This window comes from Alteromonas sp. B31-7 (assembly GCF_015767655.1).
GTDB classification, from domain to species: domain Bacteria; phylum Pseudomonadota; class Gammaproteobacteria; order Enterobacterales; family Alteromonadaceae; genus Alteromonas; species Alteromonas australica.
The window spans coordinates 960,320-981,290 of sequence record NZ_CP065233.1 but is presented as its reverse complement, the minus strand read 5'-3'; the positions used below and the strand labels follow the sequence as shown (position 1 = coordinate 981,290).

General features: G+C 45.7%; 16 protein-coding genes and 1 tRNA gene. 7 read left to right on the top strand and 10 right to left on the bottom strand.

Annotated elements, in window-relative coordinates:
* Positions 1–16 precede the first annotated feature (16 nt).
* The gene (locus IUA53_RS04125; protein WP_044448494.1) at positions 17–2,674 is read left to right on the top strand and encodes an ATP-binding protein; all 2,658 of its coding nucleotides are present in this window, start codon (positions 17–19) and stop codon (positions 2,672–2,674) included.
* Positions 2,675–2,716: 42 nt separating this feature from the next.
* Here the strand turns inward: IUA53_RS04125 and IUA53_RS04120 are convergent, their stop codons facing one another.
* Genes IUA53_RS04120 through pepA form a run of 3 tightly spaced genes read right to left on the bottom strand, consistent with a single transcriptional unit; the run spans position 2,717 to position 7,470 of the window.
* Entirely contained in the window at positions 2,717–5,491 is a 2,775-nt protein-coding gene (locus IUA53_RS04120; RefSeq protein WP_044448495.1) for a valine--tRNA ligase, read from the bottom strand.
* A 38-nt stretch (positions 5,492–5,529) separates the two neighbouring features.
* Entirely contained in the window at positions 5,530–5,958 is a 429-nt protein-coding gene (locus tag IUA53_RS04115) for a DNA polymerase III subunit chi (protein WP_044057990.1), read from the bottom strand.
* Between the two features lie 6 nt (positions 5,959–5,964).
* Positions 5,965–7,470, bottom strand: a complete 1,506-nt coding sequence (pepA, locus tag IUA53_RS04110; protein WP_044449728.1) for a leucyl aminopeptidase — start codon at positions 7,468–7,470, stop codon at positions 5,965–5,967.
* Between the two features lie 262 nt (positions 7,471–7,732).
* On the opposite strand from pepA, the gene lptF reads away from it, so the two are divergent.
* Both lptF and lptG read left to right on the top strand, forming a co-directional pair.
* Positions 7,733–8,833, top strand: a complete 1,101-nt coding sequence (gene lptF / locus IUA53_RS04105) for an LPS export ABC transporter permease LptF (RefSeq protein ID WP_044057991.1) — start codon at positions 7,733–7,735, stop codon at positions 8,831–8,833.
* Positions 8,834–9,895 (top strand): LPS export ABC transporter permease LptG, encoded by a 1,062-nt coding sequence (gene lptG, locus IUA53_RS04100; RefSeq protein WP_044057992.1) that lies wholly within the window; start codon positions 8,834–8,836, stop codon positions 9,893–9,895. It begins immediately after the preceding gene.
* A gap of 42 nt (positions 9,896–9,937) precedes the next feature.
* Here the strand turns inward: lptG and IUA53_RS04095 are convergent, their stop codons facing one another.
* Positions 9,938–10,414: an RDD family protein gene (locus IUA53_RS04095; RefSeq protein ID WP_156141839.1), complete on the bottom strand. Its 477-nt coding sequence runs from the start codon at positions 10,412–10,414 to the stop codon at positions 9,938–9,940.
* 301 nt (positions 10,415–10,715) lie between these two features.
* On the opposite strand from IUA53_RS04095, the gene IUA53_RS04090 reads away from it, so the two are divergent.
* On the top strand, positions 10,716–11,489 hold the full coding sequence (locus IUA53_RS04090) for an IclR family transcriptional regulator (protein WP_044448524.1): 774 nt from the start codon (positions 10,716–10,718) through the stop codon (positions 11,487–11,489).
* Between the two features lie 348 nt (positions 11,490–11,837).
* Here the strand turns inward: IUA53_RS04090 and IUA53_RS04085 are convergent, their stop codons facing one another.
* The 6 genes from IUA53_RS04085 to IUA53_RS04060 are packed head-to-tail and all read right to left on the bottom strand — an operon-like array spanning position 11,838 to position 17,374.
* Positions 11,838–13,301, bottom strand: a complete 1,464-nt coding sequence (locus tag IUA53_RS04085; protein ID WP_052806714.1) for a sodium:solute symporter family protein — start codon at positions 13,299–13,301, stop codon at positions 11,838–11,840.
* A 55-nt stretch (positions 13,302–13,356) separates the two neighbouring features.
* On the bottom strand, positions 13,357–14,172 hold the full coding sequence (locus tag IUA53_RS04080; RefSeq protein ID WP_044448526.1) for an SDR family NAD(P)-dependent oxidoreductase: 816 nt from the start codon (positions 14,170–14,172) through the stop codon (positions 13,357–13,359).
* A 51-nt stretch (positions 14,173–14,223) separates the two neighbouring features.
* Positions 14,224–14,580 (bottom strand): cupin domain-containing protein, encoded by a 357-nt coding sequence (locus IUA53_RS04075; RefSeq protein ID WP_044057994.1) that lies wholly within the window; start codon positions 14,578–14,580, stop codon positions 14,224–14,226.
* Positions 14,581–14,590: 10 nt separating this feature from the next.
* Complete coding sequence (locus tag IUA53_RS04070) at positions 14,591–15,523, bottom strand: 3-keto-5-aminohexanoate cleavage protein (RefSeq protein ID WP_044448528.1); 933 nt, start codon at positions 15,521–15,523, stop codon at positions 14,591–14,593.
* A gap of 4 nt (positions 15,524–15,527) precedes the next feature.
* Positions 15,528–16,439 carry a 3-hydroxyacyl-CoA dehydrogenase family protein gene (locus tag IUA53_RS04065; RefSeq protein WP_044057996.1) on the bottom strand — a complete coding sequence of 304 codons (912 nt, stop codon included), beginning with the start codon at positions 16,437–16,439 and terminating at the stop codon, positions 15,528–15,530.
* 59 nt (positions 16,440–16,498) lie between these two features.
* Entirely contained in the window at positions 16,499–17,374 is an 876-nt protein-coding gene (locus IUA53_RS04060; RefSeq protein WP_044449741.1) for a cyclase family protein, read from the bottom strand.
* 321 nt (positions 17,375–17,695) lie between these two features.
* On the opposite strand from IUA53_RS04060, the gene IUA53_RS04055 reads away from it, so the two are divergent.
* The 3 genes from IUA53_RS04055 (at position 17,696) to IUA53_RS04045 (ending at position 20,952) form a co-directional block, all read left to right on the top strand.
* Positions 17,696–20,005 (top strand): TonB-dependent receptor, encoded by a 2,310-nt coding sequence (locus tag IUA53_RS04055; protein ID WP_044449743.1) that lies wholly within the window; start codon positions 17,696–17,698, stop codon positions 20,003–20,005.
* A gap of 351 nt (positions 20,006–20,356) precedes the next feature.
* A tRNA-Leu gene (locus IUA53_RS04050) sits at positions 20,357–20,443 on the top strand.
* Positions 20,444–20,721: 278 nt separating this feature from the next.
* Positions 20,722–20,952 (top strand): hypothetical protein, encoded by a 231-nt coding sequence (locus IUA53_RS04045; protein WP_231401253.1) that lies wholly within the window; start codon positions 20,722–20,724, stop codon positions 20,950–20,952.
* Positions 20,953–20,971: the final 19 nt, after the last annotated feature.

Sequence of the window (20,971 nt, the reverse complement as noted above, 5' to 3'; positions counted from 1 at the left end):
AGGCGTAAAGCTACATATGCTCGCATCAATAAGAACACAGTTAGTGCTCGTTTTAATTGCATTGGTCACCCTACTGCTGCTGCAGAGCTATATTGCCAGGGAAAATCAAGCTGCCTTAATTAAAGGAATGACGGCAACCAGTACCGCCGTTGTGGATGTTAGCTTAGTCAAAGAATTGGAAAGAGACGTACTGGACTTACAGCGCAATGTGCTCATCTTTAAAGAAAATGCCAGCCAGTCTGCGGTGACCCGTTTTGAACGGCTCATGACCACCATTAATGAAAAATTAGACACACTATCTCAATCTCAAGTGTCACTGAATGCAGAAAACAATAACTTTGTACTCACACGTATGCGTGAACACCTTAGTGCGTATCAAGAAAACTTTAAGCAAGTGGTTGACGCACGTCGTCAACGTGACGATTTACTGGTGGATGGCACCCTCGCTGATATTGTGGTGATAGAAAGGGTCCTGGAAGAAGCCGAGTCGTCGGCGGCTTTTCCTACTCAACTTATTGAAGCCATTAAACGTCAGATTGGCGTAGCAGAAAACGCTGCCCTGCAATATATGATAAAGCCCGATATGCTGTTAATGACTCAGTTTAACAGTGCGATTGCAGCGGTGAGAGCGATGGCTATCCCCCAGGGTGACACTGAAAGCAAACTTATCTATCGACTAGAAAAAGCCGAAGAAGACTTTTTTACGCTAACGCAAATTACCCAAGGAAATTTGTTTTTAGTTAACGTCGTGATGGCGGGCTCTGCCAACGAATTTTTATATCTTAGCGGTGAGTTAGCCAACCAGGTAACATCCCATACTAAGTCGATTGCGCAAGAGACGTTTTCGGTGGCTGAAACCACGCAACGAAATGGGGAGTTATTTTCGCTTATTGCCGTTCTACTTGCCCTAGCAGGGGCAGTATTTACTGTACACAGGATACTTGGCCCTATTCGTTCTATCACCCAAGTGTTTAATAGGCTTTCTGAGGGCGATAAGGTTTCCAGCATTCCTGGCATCACCCGTAAAGATGAAATTGGTAATCTCGCGAAGGCTGCCAGCGTATTTAGTGGTAAAAACAAGCAAACTAAACGCTTACTTGAAGAGGCGCAAGAACTCAATACCCGTTTGGAAACGTTAAACAAAGCACTGATTGAATCCAAGCAAAAAGCAGAACAAGCGACGGCATCAAAAAGCATGTTTTTGGCCAATATGAGTCATGAGATTCGCACGCCAATGAATGGCATAATAGGGTTGATTGAATTGGCACAACAGCACCAGATATCTGAAAAAGTGCGCGGATACTTAGATAAAGCGGCCTACTCCAGCCAAATACTAATGAGTGTGATCAACGATATTCTCGACTTTTCAAAAATTGAAGCCGGTAAGCTAAAAATTGAAGAGGTGAACTTTTCTCTCCACTCGCTATTCGACAACCTCATTGCGGTTATTGCCCTTCGTGCCAAGGAAAAAAACCTTTCTGTGCGGCTAGACGTTGCACCAGATTTGCCCCCTCATGTCATTGGTGACCCGCTGCGTATTGCGCAAATTATTATGAATATCGGAAATAACGCGGTGAAGTTCACCGAGCAAGGAAGTATTACCATTAAATTTGACGGTAAGGTCGATAGCGCTAACGAGAAACTTAATTTAATTATGGAAATTCAAGACTCTGGTATCGGCATGACAAACGCACAACTAGGGCGAATTTTTAACCCGTTTACTCAAGCCGATGGGTCAACGAACAGAAAATTCGGTGGCACAGGCTTGGGGCTAGCCATTGTGAAACAACTCACCGATTTAATGGGGGGCAAACTGTCTGCCGCTTCCCAAGAAGGCAAAGGCAGTCAATTTATGGTGTCTATTCCCCTTCGCGTTTACCCTAATCAGGGGGGGATTTTAGCGGCTACCCCACAACTCCCTAAAAACAGCCTTTACCTAACCGATGCACCATTACTTGCTGACACCTACCTTCAAACTTTGAGCCTAAGCCCAACACAAAGGCTGTCTATAGAAAAGGCAAAACAAGGTGAAGCATTAAGCCCCTATATGTTGGTGGACATTCCTAACTTTGCTGTATTTAGAGAAAACATAGGATGGCTAAAGGAGTTACAGGAAAATGGGAAACGAATTGGCCTTATTTCCGATACCATTGGCACTGCGCTACACAACAAATACAGCCATTTATGGAAAGGCCCGCTGCTAACCCACCCCTTTACCCCTCAGCAGTTTGAACAATTCATTCACTTCGTTCTCAGTGACGATAATACCCATGAACACAAACGCGCCCAAGACGACAACATCGATACCAAACTAGAAGGCCATTTACTTCTGGTAGAAGACAACAATATTAATCAAATTGTGACCGGCGAGATATTAACGGGGCTGGGCGTCACCTTTGATATTGCCGAAGATGGTAAACAGGCTGTGCAAAAGGTAGGCAACGCGCCACATTACGACGTGGTACTCATGGACGTTCAAATGCCCGTTATGGACGGTTTCGAAGCCACAAAAGCATTGCGGGAAAAAGGTTTCACTACTTTGCCCATCATAGGGCTGAGTGCGAATGCTATGAAGGAAGACAGGAAAAGTGCGATTGATATTGGCATGGACGATTACCTTACCAAACCCATCAAGCGAAAAGCATTGGTTGATATGTTAAAACGTTACCTATAAAAAAAGCTGCCAGAGGGCAGCTTTCTTCAACAATGCAGTGACTTACAACGCTTTGATAGTCTCGAACTGCTCTTTAAGCTTGGCGAGGGCTTTCTCGCCCTCTTCTAGCTTACCCCGTTCTTTTTCAATAACCGCTTCTGGCGCATTGCTTACGAATTTCTCATTACCCAATTTGCCACGAGTACGAGAAACATCTTTCTCGATTTTCTCCATGGCTTTGGTAATACGCGCAAGCTCTGCGTCTTTATCGATAAGCCCTGCCATAGGGATAAGAATTTCCATCTCGCCTACAAGCGCAGTGGCACTCGCTGGCGCTTCTTCACCGTCTTTTAAAATAGTGACGGTTTCAAGCTTAGAAAGCTTATCGAGGAATGCTTTAGCCGCATCAAGACGACGGGCGTCTTCATCGCTTACGTTTTTAAGTAGCGCATTCAGTGGTTTGTTTGGCGAGATATCCATTTCACCGCGGATATTACGAATACCCACGATAAACTTCTTCACCCACTCGATATCAGCAAGTACATTGTCGTCTTGTTTCGCCGCTTCAACTTCAGGGAATGCCTGAACCATGATGCTGGCGCCCGCGTCTACCTTAAGCGCACTTAGTGGCACAACACGCTGCCAGATAGTGTCGGTGATAAATGGCATTAGCGGGTGCAACATGCGAAGCAGGCTTTCAAGTACGTTAATCAGCGTATGACGTGTACCGCGCTTTTCAGCGTCGGTGCTGGCATCGTTGCTAAGCACAGGCTTGGTCAACTCTAGATACCAGTCGCAGAATTGGTTCCAGGTAAACTCGTAAACCGTTTGCGCAGCAATATCGAAGCGATAGTCTTCAAGGGCTTTTTCAAACTCTACCAACGTTTGTTGAAACTTCGCCCAAATCCAGCGATCGGCCATGCTAAGCACCATCTCGCCGCCGTCACGACCAGTGTCGTGCTCTTCTGTGTTCATCAATACGAAACGCGATGCATTCCAAATTTTGTTACAGAAGTTGCGGTAGCCTTCAACGCGGGCCATATCAAAGTTGATATCGCGGCTGGTTGACGCCATAGCGGCAAAGGTAAAGCGAAGTGCGTCTGTACCGTAGGCCTGAATGCCATCTGGGAATTGCTTGCGAGTACGCTTGGCAATCTTTTCAGCAAGCTGTGGCTGCATCATGCCAGCGGTACGTTTGGTCACTAAAGACTCAATATCAATACCGTCAATCAAATCGATGGGGTCAAGCACGTTACCCTTCGACTTTGACATTTTATCGCCGTTCTCATCGCGGATAAGACCGGTAATATAGATATCTTTAAATGGAATTTTGCCGGTGAACTTCTTGGTCATCATGATCATTCTGGCAACCCAGAAGAAAATAATGTCAAAGCCAGTTACTAGCACTGACGACGGCACAAAGGTTTCAAGATCTGGCGTTTCTTCTGGCCAGCCCATGGTCGCGAACGGCCATAGCGCGCTTGAGAACCAGGTATCAAGTACATCGTCGTCTTGTGAAAGGGTGACATCACTGCCAAGGCCGTGCTTTTCACGCACTTCTTCTTCCGTGCGACCAACAAAAACCTTACCGTTTTCGTCGTACCATGCTGGAATGCGGTGTCCCCACCACAGCTGACGTGAAATACACCAGTCTTGAATGTTGTGCATCCACTGGTAATAGGTTTTGTTCCAGTTTTCTGGTACAAAACGAATTTCGCCACTTTCTACCGCTTCAATAGCCGGCTTAGCAAGAGACTCAACCGCCACATACCACTGGTCAGTTAAGTATGGTTCGATAACCGCACCCGTTCTGTCGCCGCGTGGCACTTTAAGCTTGTGCGGCTCAATTTTAACCAACGAGCCTTGGGCGTCTAAATCAGCCACTATTTGTTTACGGGCGTCGAAACGATCTAAACCACGGTACGCTTCAGGCGCATCATCGTTAATTTTCGCATCGTCGGTAAGAATGTTGATCATAGGTAGGTTGTGACGCTTACCCATGTCGTAGTCGTTGAAATCGTGAGCAGGCGTAATTTTCACGCAGCCTGTACCGAATTCTTGATCGACATAGTCATCAGCAATCACAGGAATTAAACGGCCAGTAATCGGCAGTTTGATTTCTTTACCAATAAAGCCCTGATAACGCTCGTCATCTGGGTGTACAGCAACCGCTGTATCACCTAGCATGGTTTCAGGACGTGTTGTCGCTACCACTAGCTCACCGCTACCGTCAGCTAACGGATAGCGCATGTGCCACATGTGACCGTCTTCTTCTTCGTTTAATACTTCTAAGTCTGATACCGCCGTGTGAAGCACAGGGTCCCAGTTAACCAAACGCTTACCGCGATAAATAAGACCTTCTTCGTGCAGTTTCACGAACACTTCAGTCACGGCTTTAGACAGATCTTCATCCATGGTGAACACTTCGCGAGACCAATCAGGCGACGTACCTAAACGGCGCATTTGACCGGTAATAGTACCGCCACTGTGCTCTTTCCATTCCCACACTTTATTGATGAAGTCTTCACGACCTAAATCGTGGCGGGTCTTGCCTTCGGCGTTAAGTTGGCGCTCTACCACCATTTGGGTAGCAATACCGGCGTGGTCAGTGCCCACTTGCCATAGTGTATTATCGCCCTTCATACGGTGATAACGGGTTAAGGCATCCATAATGGTTTGCTGGAAACCATGGCCCATGTGAAGACTACCGGTTACGTTTGGTGGCGGAAGCAAAATACAATATGGGTCGCCGCTACCTGAAGCTTTAAACAAACCCGCTTCTTCCCATGACTTATAGCATTGCTGCTCGATGGATTGCGGTTCAAAGGTTTTATCCATTACTTACTCTCAAATTTTACGCATAAACTGGAAGTACACTACGATGATGCAGATTGGAACTGCATACTACATCCGGCCTGCTGATAATTTTTATAGCGCACCCGCGCGGCTTGTTTTGCCTTTTCATCCACGGGTACAAAATCGATAATTTTTCGGTGATTATTCGGTGACGGGATCATGCCTGACCCTACATTAACCACCATTTGACGCCTCGCTACCTGCTGCGGTTGCCAACATATTTCTACAGGCGTACCAGATGGTGGCCCCTCCCCATACAAATTGTGTGGCACGAAACGATCTGCAGGCAGTTGCCAAAGCAACTCATCAACCTGCTCAGCTTGTGCTTTTGTATCGCAAAGCACGCTTATTTTTTGCTTATTGGCGTAGGCATCGGCAATAAGCCTGCTGGCTTTTGCCGTTACACCATTGTCGCTATCGACAAGCTGATAAAACACGACTTGAGGCATCGTGTATTAGTCCTCTAGCTTAATGCCAGCACGGTTCATAATGAACTGTGAGAGCATAGGTACAGGACGACCTGTAGCTCCTTTGCTCTTGCCACTGCGCCAAGCTGTACCGGCAATATCAAGGTGCGCCCAGTTGTACTTTTTAGTGAAACGTGACAAGAAACAACCTGCTGTTATTGAACCGGCGGGACGTCCACCAAGGTTCGTCATATCAGCAAACGGGCTTTCTAGCTGTTCTTGATAGTCATCCCATAATGGCAAGCGCCATGCGCGGTCAGAGCTTTGTTCAGATGCATTTAATAACTCATGGGCAAGTGGGTTGTGCGTGCTCATTACCGCCGTGGCGTGGTGACCTAAAGCAATAATGGCCGCCCCCGTCAGGGTAGCAACGTCTACGACCAATTCTGGGTCGAAGCGTTCCACGTAAGTTAGCGCATCGCACAATACCAAACGGCCTTCTGCATCCGTATTAAGTACTTCAACGGTTTGACCCGACATGGTAGTTAGGATGTCACCTGGGCGATACGCTTTGCCGTCTGGCATGTTTTCACAGCCTGCTAGCACGCCAATAACGTTAATAGGCAGGTTAAGCGCCGCGATAGTATGCATGGTACCTAATACGCCTGCAGCGCCGCCCATGTCATATTTCATTTCGTCCATGGCTTCGCCTGGCTTAATTGAAATGCCGCCTGAATCGAAGGTTAAGCCTTTACCTACAAGCACAATTGGCGCTTGATCGGCTGGCCCACCACGATGATGCATAATGCTCATCATGCTTTCGTTTTCCGAACCCCGACCCACAGCCAAATAGGCCTGCATGCCCAATTCTGCCATTTGGGTTTCATCCACCACTTCTGCGGTTACGCTGTCATATTGACTCGCCAACGCTTGTGCTTGTTGCCACAAGTACGCTGGATTACAAATGTTCGGCGGCATGTTCGCCACGTCTTTGGTCACTTTAGCACCGCGAGCAACCGCCAGACCATGTTCCACTGCACGCTCGCCTACCGTGAGTTCGCGACGAGTAGGTACGTTAAATACGATTTTACGTAAGGGACGACGAGGCTCACCCTTTTTGGTTTTTAATTGCAAAAAGGTGTATAGAGAATCTTCGGTGGCTTCAACGGCTTGGCGCACCTTCCAGTATGTATCGCGCCCTTTAACGTGAAGTTCAGTTAAGAAGCAAACGGCTTCCATAGAGCCGGTTTCATTTAAGGTTTTAATCGTTTTGGCGATGATATTCTTGTATTGACGTTCATCGAGTTCACGTTCTTTACCACAACCGACAAGAAGCACACGCTCACTCAGTACATTGGGAACATTATGTAACAGCAACATCTGCCCGGCCTTACCTTCTAGGTCGCCACGACGCAATAAATTGCTAATGTACCCTTCACTGATTTCGTCTAGTTGTTCAGCCACCGCCGTTAGGCGACGCGGCTCGAAGACACCCACAACAATACAGGCACTGCGTTGTTTTTCAGGACTGCCACTTTTTACACTAAACTCCACGATATCACCTCGTTTTTCGTCGTTTATGGTTTGCACGATGACTAAAATCACGTAACGTTTCGCGCTGCTTTATGTTTTAATACGCAGCATAACCTTTTAGCTCGCTGCAATTCACGCTTAGCCACCTATCAAATATAGGTTGTATTTGCGTCAACACACCATGCAAACGGTTTCTGATTGCAGGCAAAACGTGTAAAAACGGAAGTTTAAACAAAATTGTGCTTTCTTTCACTAAAATTCATCATTTTCCGGAAGGGCTGAGATGCTGATATTCCGCTATTTACTTAAGGAAACGCTAAAATCTCAGTTAGCGATTTTCTTCATTTTAATGGCAATTTTTGTCACGTTAAGATTTGTGCGCGTACTAGGTGACGCCTCAGACGGAGATATACCTGCCGGCTTGGTACTCGGTTTCCTGGGTTTATATGCGCCCATACTCGCCTCCCTCGTTCTACCGATAAGCGCCTACTTAGGCATTATGCTGGCCCACGGTAGGCTTTATGTGGATAGCGAAATGACCGTAATGCGCGCATGTGGCATAAGCGAATGGTACATCACACGGGTGATGTTGTTTTTGTCTGTGCTTATCATGATAGTTACCGGTGCCATTACCCTGTATTTTGCACCTTTAGCTGCAGAAAACGAATACCAATTAAGGGAAAAGGCCCGTAACGAAGCCGGACTATCAGCGCTAATACCGGGGCGATTCCAGCAAACGGGCAACGAAAAAGCGGTCATATTTGTTCATGACATCGATACCGACGATGGCCTTAGACGGGTGTTTTTATCGCAAAACCAAGCAGATAACAATGACAAACAAGTGCGCGTGGTTTACGCCCAGACGGGACAAGTGGCTAATAATCCAGACGGAACCCGAAACCTTGTATTAAAAGAGGGTGTGCAATACGAGGGGGAACAGTCGGCAAAAGCGTACCGAAAAGTAGAGTTTGACGAATATCAAATCCAAATTGCCGATAAGCCCGCAGAAGAGGCGCGAAGAAAAGTCAGCGTGCTCCCCACCGCAGAGCTATGGCAAGACGACAGTATTGAAGCTAGGGCTGAGCTACAGTGGCGCATAGCAATTCCGTTATCTATCCCCTTTCTGGTACTCATTGCTGTGCCATTAAGCTCAGTAGACCCTCGACAAGGGCGTTTCGGAAAGATGTTTCCAGCTATCCTGCTCTATTTGGGGTATTTCCTATTGTTGTTAGCAAGTAGACGGGTGCTTGAAGACGGCAAAATGCCGCCGCAACTTGGCCTTTGGTGGGTACATACCATCATGCTGATTATTGGAATAGCATTGATCGTTAGAGACAGGAAAACAGGTACACAGTTGCGAGCCTGGGTATTAGGAAAAAAATAGATGTTTAAGATCCTCGATTTATACATTGCCCGCACGCTGTTAGGCACAGTGGCCGTCACCCTCTCGGTACTCATTGGTTTAAGTGCACTCATTAAGTTTGTAGAACAACTTAGAAAAGTAGGCGAAGGCGACTACGATATGATGGTGGCCTTCCTGTACGTATTGCTAAGTTTACCCCGAGATTTAGAACAGTTTTTCCCCATGGCAACGTTATTAGGCGGCCTTATTGGTATGGGGGTACTGGCTAGTAATAGTGAGCTTGTGGTGATGCAAGCGGCGGGCATGAGCCGTTGGAATATTATTAATTCGGCCATGAAGTCAGCCACCTTAATGATTTTGCTGGTGATGGCGGTAGGAGAATGGGTAACGCCCTTTAGTGAGTCGAAAGCCAAAGAAATACGAACCGAAGCCATTTCAGGGGGAAGCTTGTTTTCTTCTGATCAATTGGTTTGGGCGAAAGATGGCGAACACTTTGTCAGTATTGGGCAGGTTCTCAGCCGAGACTCATTACAAGATATTACCATTTTCGACTTCGACGACACCTTGGCTTTGGAAAGCATTACCTACGCCGCCGAAGGAAGCTTTGACGGTGATGGTTGGTGGCTTGAGGGTGTTGACGTAACGCGCTTCGGCGACAACCAAGTCACATTAGATAATCAAGCTCGTATCCGTTGGAACTCAACCCTTACCCCCGATAAGCTAGGCATTGTAGCGGTAAAACCAGAAGCGTTGTCTATTACAGGGCTAATTGACTATATCGCCTACCTTGATAACAATGACCAAGACCCTTCTCGCTACGAGCTAGCGTTATGGCGCAAGATACTTCAGCCCGTTTCAGTGGGAGTTATGCTGCTGATGGCCTTGTCGTTTATTTTCGGCCCGCTGCGTAGCGTCACCATGGGCGCTAGGGTGATTATGGGCGTATTAACCGGCTTTGGCTTTTTCATCTTAAACGAAGTATTTGGCCCTTTGAGTTTGGTGTATCAACTGCCACCTTATTTGGGCGCAATACTACCAAGCATGCTCTTTGCCGCAATTGCAGCACTGATGCTGCGAAAATAGCTAGTAGATTGAGGCGACAACGCTAGCTTCAATCGCTAGCGGTTACCAGCTTTTATGGTCGTTCGCTTCTTTGGTCAGTTTCAACACTTCGGTTTTCGCTAAGCGGTCTTGCAGCGATTGTTTGTGCTTAAAATCGAACAGTACTAACAATGTGCCCAAACCGCCCAACGATGCCACAAGGCGAATAAGCAAACGCGGCCAAGTCATTGGCTCTTCTACGGTGCTGTATATCCGCAAACGCCATGCTCGCATACCCAAGGTTTGCCCACCTCTTCGCCAAAACCATAAGAAAAACCCAGCTATCCACATCCCTACCCAAGTTTGAATAAGCAGTCTATAAGTCGACGAAGCCTGAATCAGGTCGGCAGGTTCAGCATAGCCTTGTAGGTCTAGCGCGCCGTTTTTCAGCATAACCACTAACGTGACTATCATCACCATCGCTGCGCACATGCCTACCGCAGTAGCCACTAGTGTGTCGTAAATCATGGCAAGCAGCCTGCGAAAAAAGCCGGCTCTCATCCCCACAGGTGGGGCGTTTTCGCCCTCGATGTTGTTGTTTATCGCTGTTTTTCTGCGGCCTGCAGAAGTGTGCCTATTTGATGTTTTAGATGACGACTTGCTGTTTTTCACACTATTTCCGATTGAATAATCTCCTTGTTAAGTTTGACACAACAGCTAGGGAGTATAAACATTTACTCGCATTAAAAGAGAGACATAAAACACTAATTACTGGGAATAAAACTGTCATTAGTAGCATTTTTCAATATAATTGTATTGTTATGCGGTACAAAATCCCTGGTAAGTAAAGTTAGGAAAAACTATGTCAGAGGCAGGAAGTTCAAAGCAAGGTATACAGGTCATCTCACGGGCGGTAAAAGTGCTTCGCGCTTTAGAAGGTAAGCCAGACGGCTTAAGTTTAAGTGCTATTGCTAATGAAGTTGATTTACCTCGTTCGACAGTTCAGCGTATTGTAGGTGCACTCGCAACTGAGGGTTTTTTAATTTCAGCCAGTCCGACTTCACGAGTGCGCTTAGGGCCAAGTTTGGTGTCGTTAGGCTCTGCGGCAAAAGTCGATATAGACAGAGTGATCCTGCCCTACATGAAACGCCTCTCGAAAGAAATAGAGGAAACCGTGGATTTGTCGGTACAAGATGGCAATGCCATGATATTTATTGATCAAGTTATTGCCGACTCACAAAAACTTCGCGCCGTGTCTGGTGTGGGTGATGCATTCCCTATTCATTCTTGCGCAAATGGCAAAGCCATTCTAGCCAGTAAATCTGACAACGAAGTTGCCGCCATACTGGCTAATGCCAGCTTCACAAAACTAACCCCATACACCTTGTCTGAAGCGTCTTCTTTACAACTTGAAATTGAGAAAATACGCAAAAAAGGCGTGGCCTTTGATAGAGAAGAACATTGCGAGGGAGTGTGCGCAATAGGCATTGCCATTGAAGATCCTTATGGCCGCAACATTGCTATCTCTATTCCCATTCCGTCGGTAAGATTTAACAGAAATAAACGGGAAATTTCAGATAAGCTCATTGAATACAAAGCCATTATTGAAAAAGCATTGGGCGCCAGCTTGCAATAATTTGAAGCACAATGGTTCACCGACACGGGATTATACAAAAGGGCACCACGTGTGCCCTTTAATTTACCCCAACCCTTGGCTTAAAAAGGGGTTAACCCCTATCATCTCAGTTCTACAAATAGTCTAGATTATCGATTATTTTGCTGCGCTACCCAATAGGCAGCGCAATACAATACTAAGCCAAACAGAATAATACCGCCCATCCAAAGCTTTGTGACCATATCAACACTCATTTTTTCTCTCCTCGTTTGTTTATCATTGCGTGTATCACGATGAAAAACAAAGTGATGGAAGCAATGGTTACCAGTGATGTTAAAAACAACTCTGCAGCTAAGTTCATGGTACCTCCTAACCCGCGACTGCCATGGATTTAGGCTTCTTAGCAAATAACGCTGGGTGGCAATTTTTAGCCCCAATGTTCCCTAGTAGGGTAAACCCAAAGGCGACGATGGCCACAACGTGTGCGTTTTCGAGCATCGTTAGGCCTAAATAAGCTTTAAGTGGTGTAAAAGACCATAGCAAGTTAACAAGCCAACTAGAGAACAACACCAACTTGGCTACCCCTACACTTCTTTTCCAAAATAACCCCGCCACAATGATAAAGAAGAAAGGCACTAACCAAGCAAACAGCCAAGTAATCGCCAAAATAACGTTAGGGTGGAAAAATAACGTCATCAACGCAGCTACAAAGCCAATAGTGATAATGGTATAGCGAATGAGTTTTTTCTCTGACTCTGGAGTTAGCGCCGCTTTTAAATGTAAGCCAACGATGTCTTTGGCGAAGATGGTAGCGGGCGCAAGGGCTGACATTGCAAAGGTAGATAACAAAGCACCTAAGAACCCTGCTTGTAACAGCACCACTAACCAGGTAGGCAGTAAATTAATGATTAATGCCGCGCCAGCCAACTTTGGACCTAGTTGAGCAAACTCGGGAATGGTGGCTGCCGCAATACCCACCAGCACTGGGAATACACCGAATAGACCATTAATAGGTGCGGCTATCCACAATGAACGCTGTATGGTTTTTTCATCTTTGGCAGACATCGCAGCCTGCATGCCTTGTTGATTCACGGATTGAGAAAATACCACTGAAAATATGGCAGCGAGGGCAAAACTCACGAGCAAATCGGGTTTACTGAGAATAGACAACTTAAAGGCTTCATCACGGTTTTCATAATGTTGCACCACCCCTTCCCAACCTTCAGGAAGTACATATGCGAGGTAAATACCCGCCGTAATGACCGCCACATACATCACCACCGCATTGACCAAATTCACCCACATGGTTTGCTTTATTCCGCCCATGCAAACATAGGCGGTACCAATGGCTGCCCCAATCACTGCGCTCCAGCCTAGTGGCCAGCCAGACATGGCGGAGATGCCAATACCCAGTGTTTGGGCTTCAAGCGTGACCAAACCAAACACCACCATAGCAGCAACGCAGGCGGTATAAATTCGTAATTTTTTGTTGTACAACTTACCGATAAGTTCAGGGATAGTGGCCGTGCCTGTTCGACGAATCCAGCGTCCTGTACCTAAGCAGATCACGCATAATAGTATGGTATGTGCGAAGCAAAACCAAAGCGCCACAGCCCCCAGAGAAAAAGACATTTCCATTAGGCCGTAAACATGTGCAGACCCTAAATAGGTAATGGCAATCGTGACTGAGAACATGGCCACGCCCGCATTACGCCCACCTAGCGCCATATCCGTTACTTGCTGTTGTTGTGACGTCCGCCAGCTGAGATATTTGCCAATCCCACCGATGACGATAATATTGTACGCAAGCACCAGTACTAAAATGGTATTCATGGTGACCTCTTATTTCTCTTCTTATCAACTCAAGGCTATGACGTTAGCGCACCCATTACCCGGCAGTGCATCCACCATCAACATAAATAACTTGGCCGTTGATAAAGTTCGATGCGGAAGCTGACAACATCATCACTAACCCTACCATATCTTTCGTTTCAGCCACCCTTCCCATAGGAAGCCGAGCTAAAAAGGGCGCAATTCTATCTGGGTCTTCACAGATTTCTTGTGTTAACGGCGACTTGATTAATGTTGGCGCTATGGCGTTGATATTAATAGCAAAGCCTTCTTTTACACCTTTTATCGACCATTCTGTTGCTAACTGCTTCGTTAAATTATCTATGGCAGCTTTAGACGCCGCATAAGCGGTATAGCCATCAGGGTGACCACAAAAACCACGTACTGATGAAGTATTCACAATTTTGCCGTGTCCCTGCTTCATAAAATACTTACCGAACTCTTGGCAAGGTATCAGTGTCCCTGTCACATTGACCGACATAACATGTTCAAATTTATCCTCAGGCATTGCTTCTGCAGGTGCCCTAAACGCCATTCCGGCGTTATTAATCAACACGTCGATGTGCCCATACTTGCGATCAATTTCACCCACCAAGCGACTAATAGATGTTCGGTCTGTTACATCACTACTGTAAGCCACACAACTTCCCTCAGTGTCTTGCGTTGACGCCACCACCTCATCTAACGTGGATGAGTTGCGGGCGGTCACGATGACATGAGCACCGTGTAATGCAAAAGTGCGAGCATAAGCGGCACCTAACGTGCCATTACCACCAGTAATCACCACTACTTTGTCTTTCACATTGAATAAATTGAGAGCGAAATCATCACTCCAAGAATCTGTCATAGCCATGGGCTGTCCTCTACTCATTTTCACAGGTTAGTTGGTAACATCTTCACCAAATTAAGACGTTGAAAATGTCACCAACACAGTGGCAACGCGATTGGTATTGTTTTTCAGCTTGCGCCCTTCATTAGGGTATATCGCCACAGAGTCGCCTGCGTGTAATACCGTAGCGTGATTCTTTTCATCAATCACCGTTAGCTCGCCGTCAATGACGTAGTACGATTTTTCGAACTCTGCGCCAAAGGTGCCTGTTTGGTATTGCATGTTGGCGCCACCATTTGGTAGGAAATAACTCAGCCCTTGCCAAAATTTGGTTAACCCTGTTTCTTCTTCGCCCTGTATTTTGAGGGCAACCATGTCGAAATGGGCCGGTGGGTTGTATGGTTTTATGTCTGAAAGTGAAACAATTTTCATTACCCTGTCCTTAAAAATCGACGTTATCTTTGCCTTTTAGCCCCAGCATAGAGCGGGTCTCTTCTGGTGTGGCTATCTCTAACGAGAACTCGGACAGAACCCGCTTAATTTTTTCAACTTGTTGTGCGTTGCTCTGTGCCATTTGCCCCTTCCCAATGAACAAACTGTCTTCAAGACCTACACGAACATTGCCCCCCATTAAGGCGGTTTGTGTAGAAAACGGCATTTGGTTTTTCCCCGCCGCTAATACTGACCATTGATAGTCATCCCCAAATAAACGGTCGGCAGTACTTTTCATGTACATCAGGTTTTCTTCATCCGCCCCTATTCCACCTAAAATGCCAAAGATAGTTTGAATAAAGAACGGGGGCTTCACCAAACCTCGGTCTACAAAGTGGGCCAGGTTGTAAAGATGTCCTACGTCGTAGCATTCGTGCTCAAACTTAGTGCCGTGCTCAGACATAATCGTCATGATTTTTTCAATGTCACGAAAGGTGTTTCTAAAGATGAAATCGTCACTATTTCGCACATAATCCTCTTCCCAACTGTGCTTCCACGTTTTATAACGCGAGGCCAAGGGAAACATTGCAAAGTTGATGCTGCCCATGTTAAGCGAGCACATTTCTGGTTTTACCTTCATTGCACACGCCAAACGCTCTTCCACAGACATGGTTGGACTACCGCCAGTAGTAAGATTAATCACCGCATCAGTGTGTTGTTTTATTTCGGGTAAAAACTGCATAAATACGTCTGGGTCGCCCGTAGGTTGACCCGTATATGGGTCACGCGCATGCAGGTGGATAATGGACGCACCGGCATCGGCAGCCTTTACTGACTCGTTAGCAATTTGCTTGGGGGTAATAGGCAGCGCATCAGACATAGTGGGCGTATGCATAGCCCCGGTGACAGCGCACGTTATAATAACTTTTTTGTTCTTTTTCATTGCTCTATCCTCGCTGTTTGGTCACGTTCAATAGGTAAGTATTAAGATTTTCTCTCACCTTCTGGATACTGTTGTCATCCCAAGATAAAAACCCCTGCCCCGTTTTCACTCCGAGGGTATTTTTAGCCACTCGTTGCTGTAAAACCGGCGAAGGGGTTTTATCGGTATTTAGGCTTTGTAGAATGACGTTGTGTATATCGAGGGTGAGATCTAGCCCAATGAGGTCGGCATTTTCGATAGGGCCAAGTTGAGGCAGGCGCAGCCCAAAACTGTTCTTAACCACTACGTCCACATCCTCTGCTGTGCAAACGCCATCGTTGATGAGCGCAATGGCTTCGCGCCACAATGCGTGCTGCATTCGATTACCTACAAATCCTGGCACATCTTTTTTCACGTGGACCGGCTTCTTACCAACGAACGTGAGCAGCGCCATCATCTTTTTAATGACATCAGTGCTGCTTTTTTCACTTTCCACAACTTCGACTAACGGCACTAAATAAGGCGGATTCCACCAGTGCGTACCAACCACTTGGTTTTGAAAATCCAATCCATCGAAAATATCCTTAATAGGGATCACCGACGTGTTACTGGCAACGATGGCTGTAGACTTAATAAGGGGCTGTATTTGCTGGAATACCTCTTGTTTTAAGGAAAGCTTCTCAGGTACCGCTTCTATAATGACGTCGGCATTCGCCACTGCGGCTTCGATATCACTGACCACACTGATATATTGGGTAGCAGAGATGTCGCCACCCATACTTTTAATGCCGTTGGTTATCTTAGATAGCGCTGTATCTCTCGCCTGTTCAAAGGGGTCAAATAAAAGCACCGACACCTTGTGGCTGGCAAATACCTGAGCTATACCGCAGCCCATCAAACCCGCCCCTAAAACAGCAACATTGGTTGACTCGAACATGGTGACATCCTAAATAAAGTTAGTGGGAGGCGCTAACTTGCCGAACCTCCTTCAATGTTTTACTCGCTTTCGCCACTTTCTATTCGGAAAGAACCTGAACGGTCTATCATTGCTACAAGTCGGACAATACAACCATCACCGCCTTTCCAACGCCACGGAAAAGCCGCGATAGTACAGCGCTTGCCTGTCACTTTATCCAACTCGCCACCGACATTTTCAATGCCGCATATACCATTACTTAAAAGCGCACGGTGGCAAGGCTCCCAATCAGGGAAGTCATCGATAATTGCACGCCCACCAGAATGTTCTTTGTATTCTTGCTCTAAATGAGGAATCAGTGGACCAGGACCATGAGGCCCAATTGCCGTACCTAAAGGGTGGTCAAGCGCTTGCACGTCGATACCTACCATTTTTACTTTTTTCTTAGCTAGCCACTCGCCGGCTTCTTTATAAAGGCCGGGGCCATAATGATAATATTCAGAAGAGTCTGCGTAGGTGTGATGCCACCCAGTATTAATGATAACGATATCGCCTTCTTGAATAGCGGGGGTTGCATTCTCCAAGTCTTCGGCCGTAATCACTTCCCATTTTTTCTTCGGAATAGACACCACAATACCTTTCCCGAAGAAACGGGGGAGCGGCATTTGATCCATAAAAGGTGTGCCTTCAACTACATGAGCTGGCGCATCTATATGTGTACCCGAGTGCATAACCGTTGTAATACGCTGAGTAAGCACACCAGATTTAGACATACCATGCAGGCGTTCAATCTTTACGTCTTCAAAATATGGCCAGCAAGGCTGCCCTAATCCCCATTCATGACTAAGGTCATAAAACTCCAGACCCGTGTCGTTATTCACATTCTCTTCTTGAATCATGCTGTCCATGTCTTGCTTCGCAATTTTATGAACTCGCTTTATGTCATTAATCTTCATCTTGTTACCCATATTGTGATACATGTTAACCGCAATATGAAACTATCAACATAAAATGAACGTGTCAACAACATATTTTTTACATGAGAAAATATGAAAAATGATAATTAACGCAATAAATTCATGAATTTAATATTTAAACAATCAAAAAAAAACTTAACACCTGAAAAACAGATAACTTTTTATTTACATTTTTAACATATTCTATTGACAGGATGGGCGAATGAGTTGTAGCGTAATTATTGAACAATACAGGTGTATCACATTGTGGTAACAACAAAGGGCAAAGTAATGTCTATAACAAACTTGGGGAAACCTGGTATGACGAAATTCAAGTGCAGCACACTCACACAGGCAATAATACTCAGTTGCTCAGCAGCGATATCCCACTCTGCGGTATCTCAAGAGCAAGTAGATGAACAGCAAAAAAGTAATGCTAAGTTGGAGGTTATAGAAGTTACCTCTCAAAAACGCACCCAAACGTTACAAGAAGTGCCTGCCACTATTACCGCTCTGCCCTCAGATGAAATAGAGAAATATGGCGTAGATGATCTCTTTGAAATTGCCGACTTAGTCCCTGGCATGGTGTTTTCTCGCGCACCTGACGACGGCTTAGCCCTAACCCTAAGAGGCTTAGGCACCCCAGCCAGAACGCAAAGCTTTGACCAGTCTGTTGCACTGTTTCAAGATGGCATGTTTGTAGGAAAAGGGCGCATGTATTCCGCCGCTTTTTTTGATGTTGAGCGCATTGAAGTGATAAAAGGAACCCAAAGCACCCTACTGGGAAAAAATACCAGCTTAGGTGCCATCAGTATTGTTAGTCGCAAGCCTACAGATGAATTTGAAGCCAGTATTAAAGGGGGCATTGAGGTCGCCAATGGAGGCTGGAATTTAGACGGTGCTATCAACCTACCCGTTAGTGATGATTTCAGTTTAAGAATAGCGGGACATGCAGCAGATCAAGACGGCTGGGTAGAAAATATTGCTACTGGTCGAGATGTACCGGAAGACAGCGACCGGGGGTTACGTATTACTGGCCTTTATACCCCATCGGATACACTCACTATTACAGGTGCGTACCAACATTCTACCGGTGAGCGTATTGGTAACGCCTATCAGTATGTGGATAACGGTAATTATTTTACCGAAGACGTTATCGACATTATTGGTGAGGCGCAATTAGACGATACAAAAAACGCTTGGTGCGACGAGTGCAAATACAATGAAAGCTATCACGACACCACCGTAGACGCTTTCACCCTTACCATAGAAAAAGAAGTGGGTGAGTTAATGCTTACCTCGGTGACTTCTACGGCGAACTACGACATTCTTTTTTATGATGATTTTGATTTCGGCAGTGCGTTTGACGAAGTTACCTATGTGACAACCGGAGACGTTGAATACTACAGCACATACTTCAAACGTGTTGAAACCTATGAGCAATTTTCACAAGAATTGAGATTGGCCTCAGAAGGCCGCGACGATTTCGACTTTATGACAGGTCTTTTCTACTTCAACAGTGATTGGGACTCTCTAGAAGAACAGTTCTTTAACACCCCCAATTTCCCCCCTGGAGATATAAGCGGTGAAATATTCAATGGTTCATTCGGCAACGACTTTAAGCAACAAACAGAAACGCTTTCTGTGTTTGCTCAATCGGATATATACCTTTCTGACGATCTTACTCTTGCGGTAGGTTTACGCTATACCGATGAAAGCAAAGATGTAGAGTTTGATCGCATTCAAGGTGACTTACAAACCCTATGGAACACCGTTATTAACCCACCTTTCGAGTCGGAGTTAGACTTTGAAGACAGCTTTTTAAACGGCAATGCTTCGTTAAGCTATAACTACGATCGCGATACTACGCTATATGCATCTTATGGCGTTGGAAGCAAAACCGGCGGCTTTGCTGAATCTGCTGAAGTCACTAGTGGCGACCCCTCATTAGATGTATCTGAAGGAGGGGCACGGGTGAAATCGGAAGAAGCTCATACGTATGAAGCAGGTGCAAAATTGGTGTTGCTGGATCAAAGTGTGAACCTAAATGCCGCTATATTTTATACTGAAATTTTCGATTTTCAGGAAACCTCGTTTCTTGTCACCGACTCAAGCGCTGGCTTTTTAACCCAAAATGTGGATGTTGAATCCACAGGTTTTGAACTAGATTCCCTTTATCAAATTAACGATGATTGGCGTATATCTGCCGCCGTAACATACGCAGATAGTGTTCACAAAGACGACGGCTCAGACTTAGCACAAGCGCCAAAATGGACAGGCAACGTAGGCTATTCTTACATTACAGAACTAGGCGTTAAGGATTTGCTATTGCTAAGTTCAGGCACCCTTCGCTATCGTGACGATATGGTAAGCCAAATAAATGAAACCTACCCTTCGGATAGCCTCACTACGCTAGATTTCTCTATTGGCATTGAACCCTACGATGGAGTGTGGAACTTACGACTGTCAATTCAGAATATCACTAACGCCCGTTCAGCGGATTTCAGCAGCCCACCAGCCGCCCCCATTGGCGCCATACTTGGCGCGCCAACCGGCGATCAAGGCATTACCGCAGAAACGCTAAACCAACAACGTATGATTAATTTACAGTTTGCTTATAACTGGTTCTAATTAAGTTACCTTTAACCATAAAGGCCACATAAAACAGACAAAGGGGCGTGTTAAAGCAATCGCCCCTTTTTTTATTTGGGCAATCTTTAGTCAACCGACTACAGATAGATAAAAAAAGTGTTGTATGACGGCTCACTATCGCTATAATGCCCCACATCAGCGCTATGTTGATGCACAGATAAATGCCAGAGTGATGAAATTGGTAGACATGACGGATTCAAAATTGGTCGCGTCTAACAACTTAAACTAGGCAAGTCATTGAAAGGTAAGCACCTTTTGACTCAAACAAGTTAAAAAATGCTTGCAAAGTCATGCAAAGTGTTTAGAGTTTTGTAGACTGCAAATATTAATGCCAGTGTGATGGAATTGGTAGACATGACGGATTCAAAATCCGTTGCTAGCGATAGCGTGGCGGTTCAAGTCCGCCCACTGGTACCATCTCTTCTTTATGAAGCAGATACTTAAACCGACTTTTGAGTCGGTTTTTTTGTGTCCTTACTTAACCCTCTTTCAGAAGTTAATCCAATAATCAACTCATGGCGCTTCTCTCACGACTGTAGCGAGACAGAATGCCTAAGGAAGATCCGAACCCGTTTCAATATAAACCCGCCTCTCCAAAACCACCGAAGGTTTCTGTGCTAAAAGACTCTGATGCTCACAAATGTTTTATTCGCTAAGAAACATAAATTACTTGGCAACTGCTAACAGGAACCAGCATGGACGTTATCGCGCGGCAGTGCGGTACAAGTGCAGCCATGATTGAGCAGCATTACAGCCATGTTAAACCTGAGATGTTTGCAGATGCTTTATCTGGTGTGACATTCGATGAAGAGAAGCCAAAATCCAAGTCGAAAAAAACGTTAGCTCGACAAGAAAGAAGTATGGAACGTGACGAGAAACGGTTTAAAGAATGGGCAAAAGAGTATAAAGATAGAGGTTGTATATAGAATGCAGAAGCGTATGAGC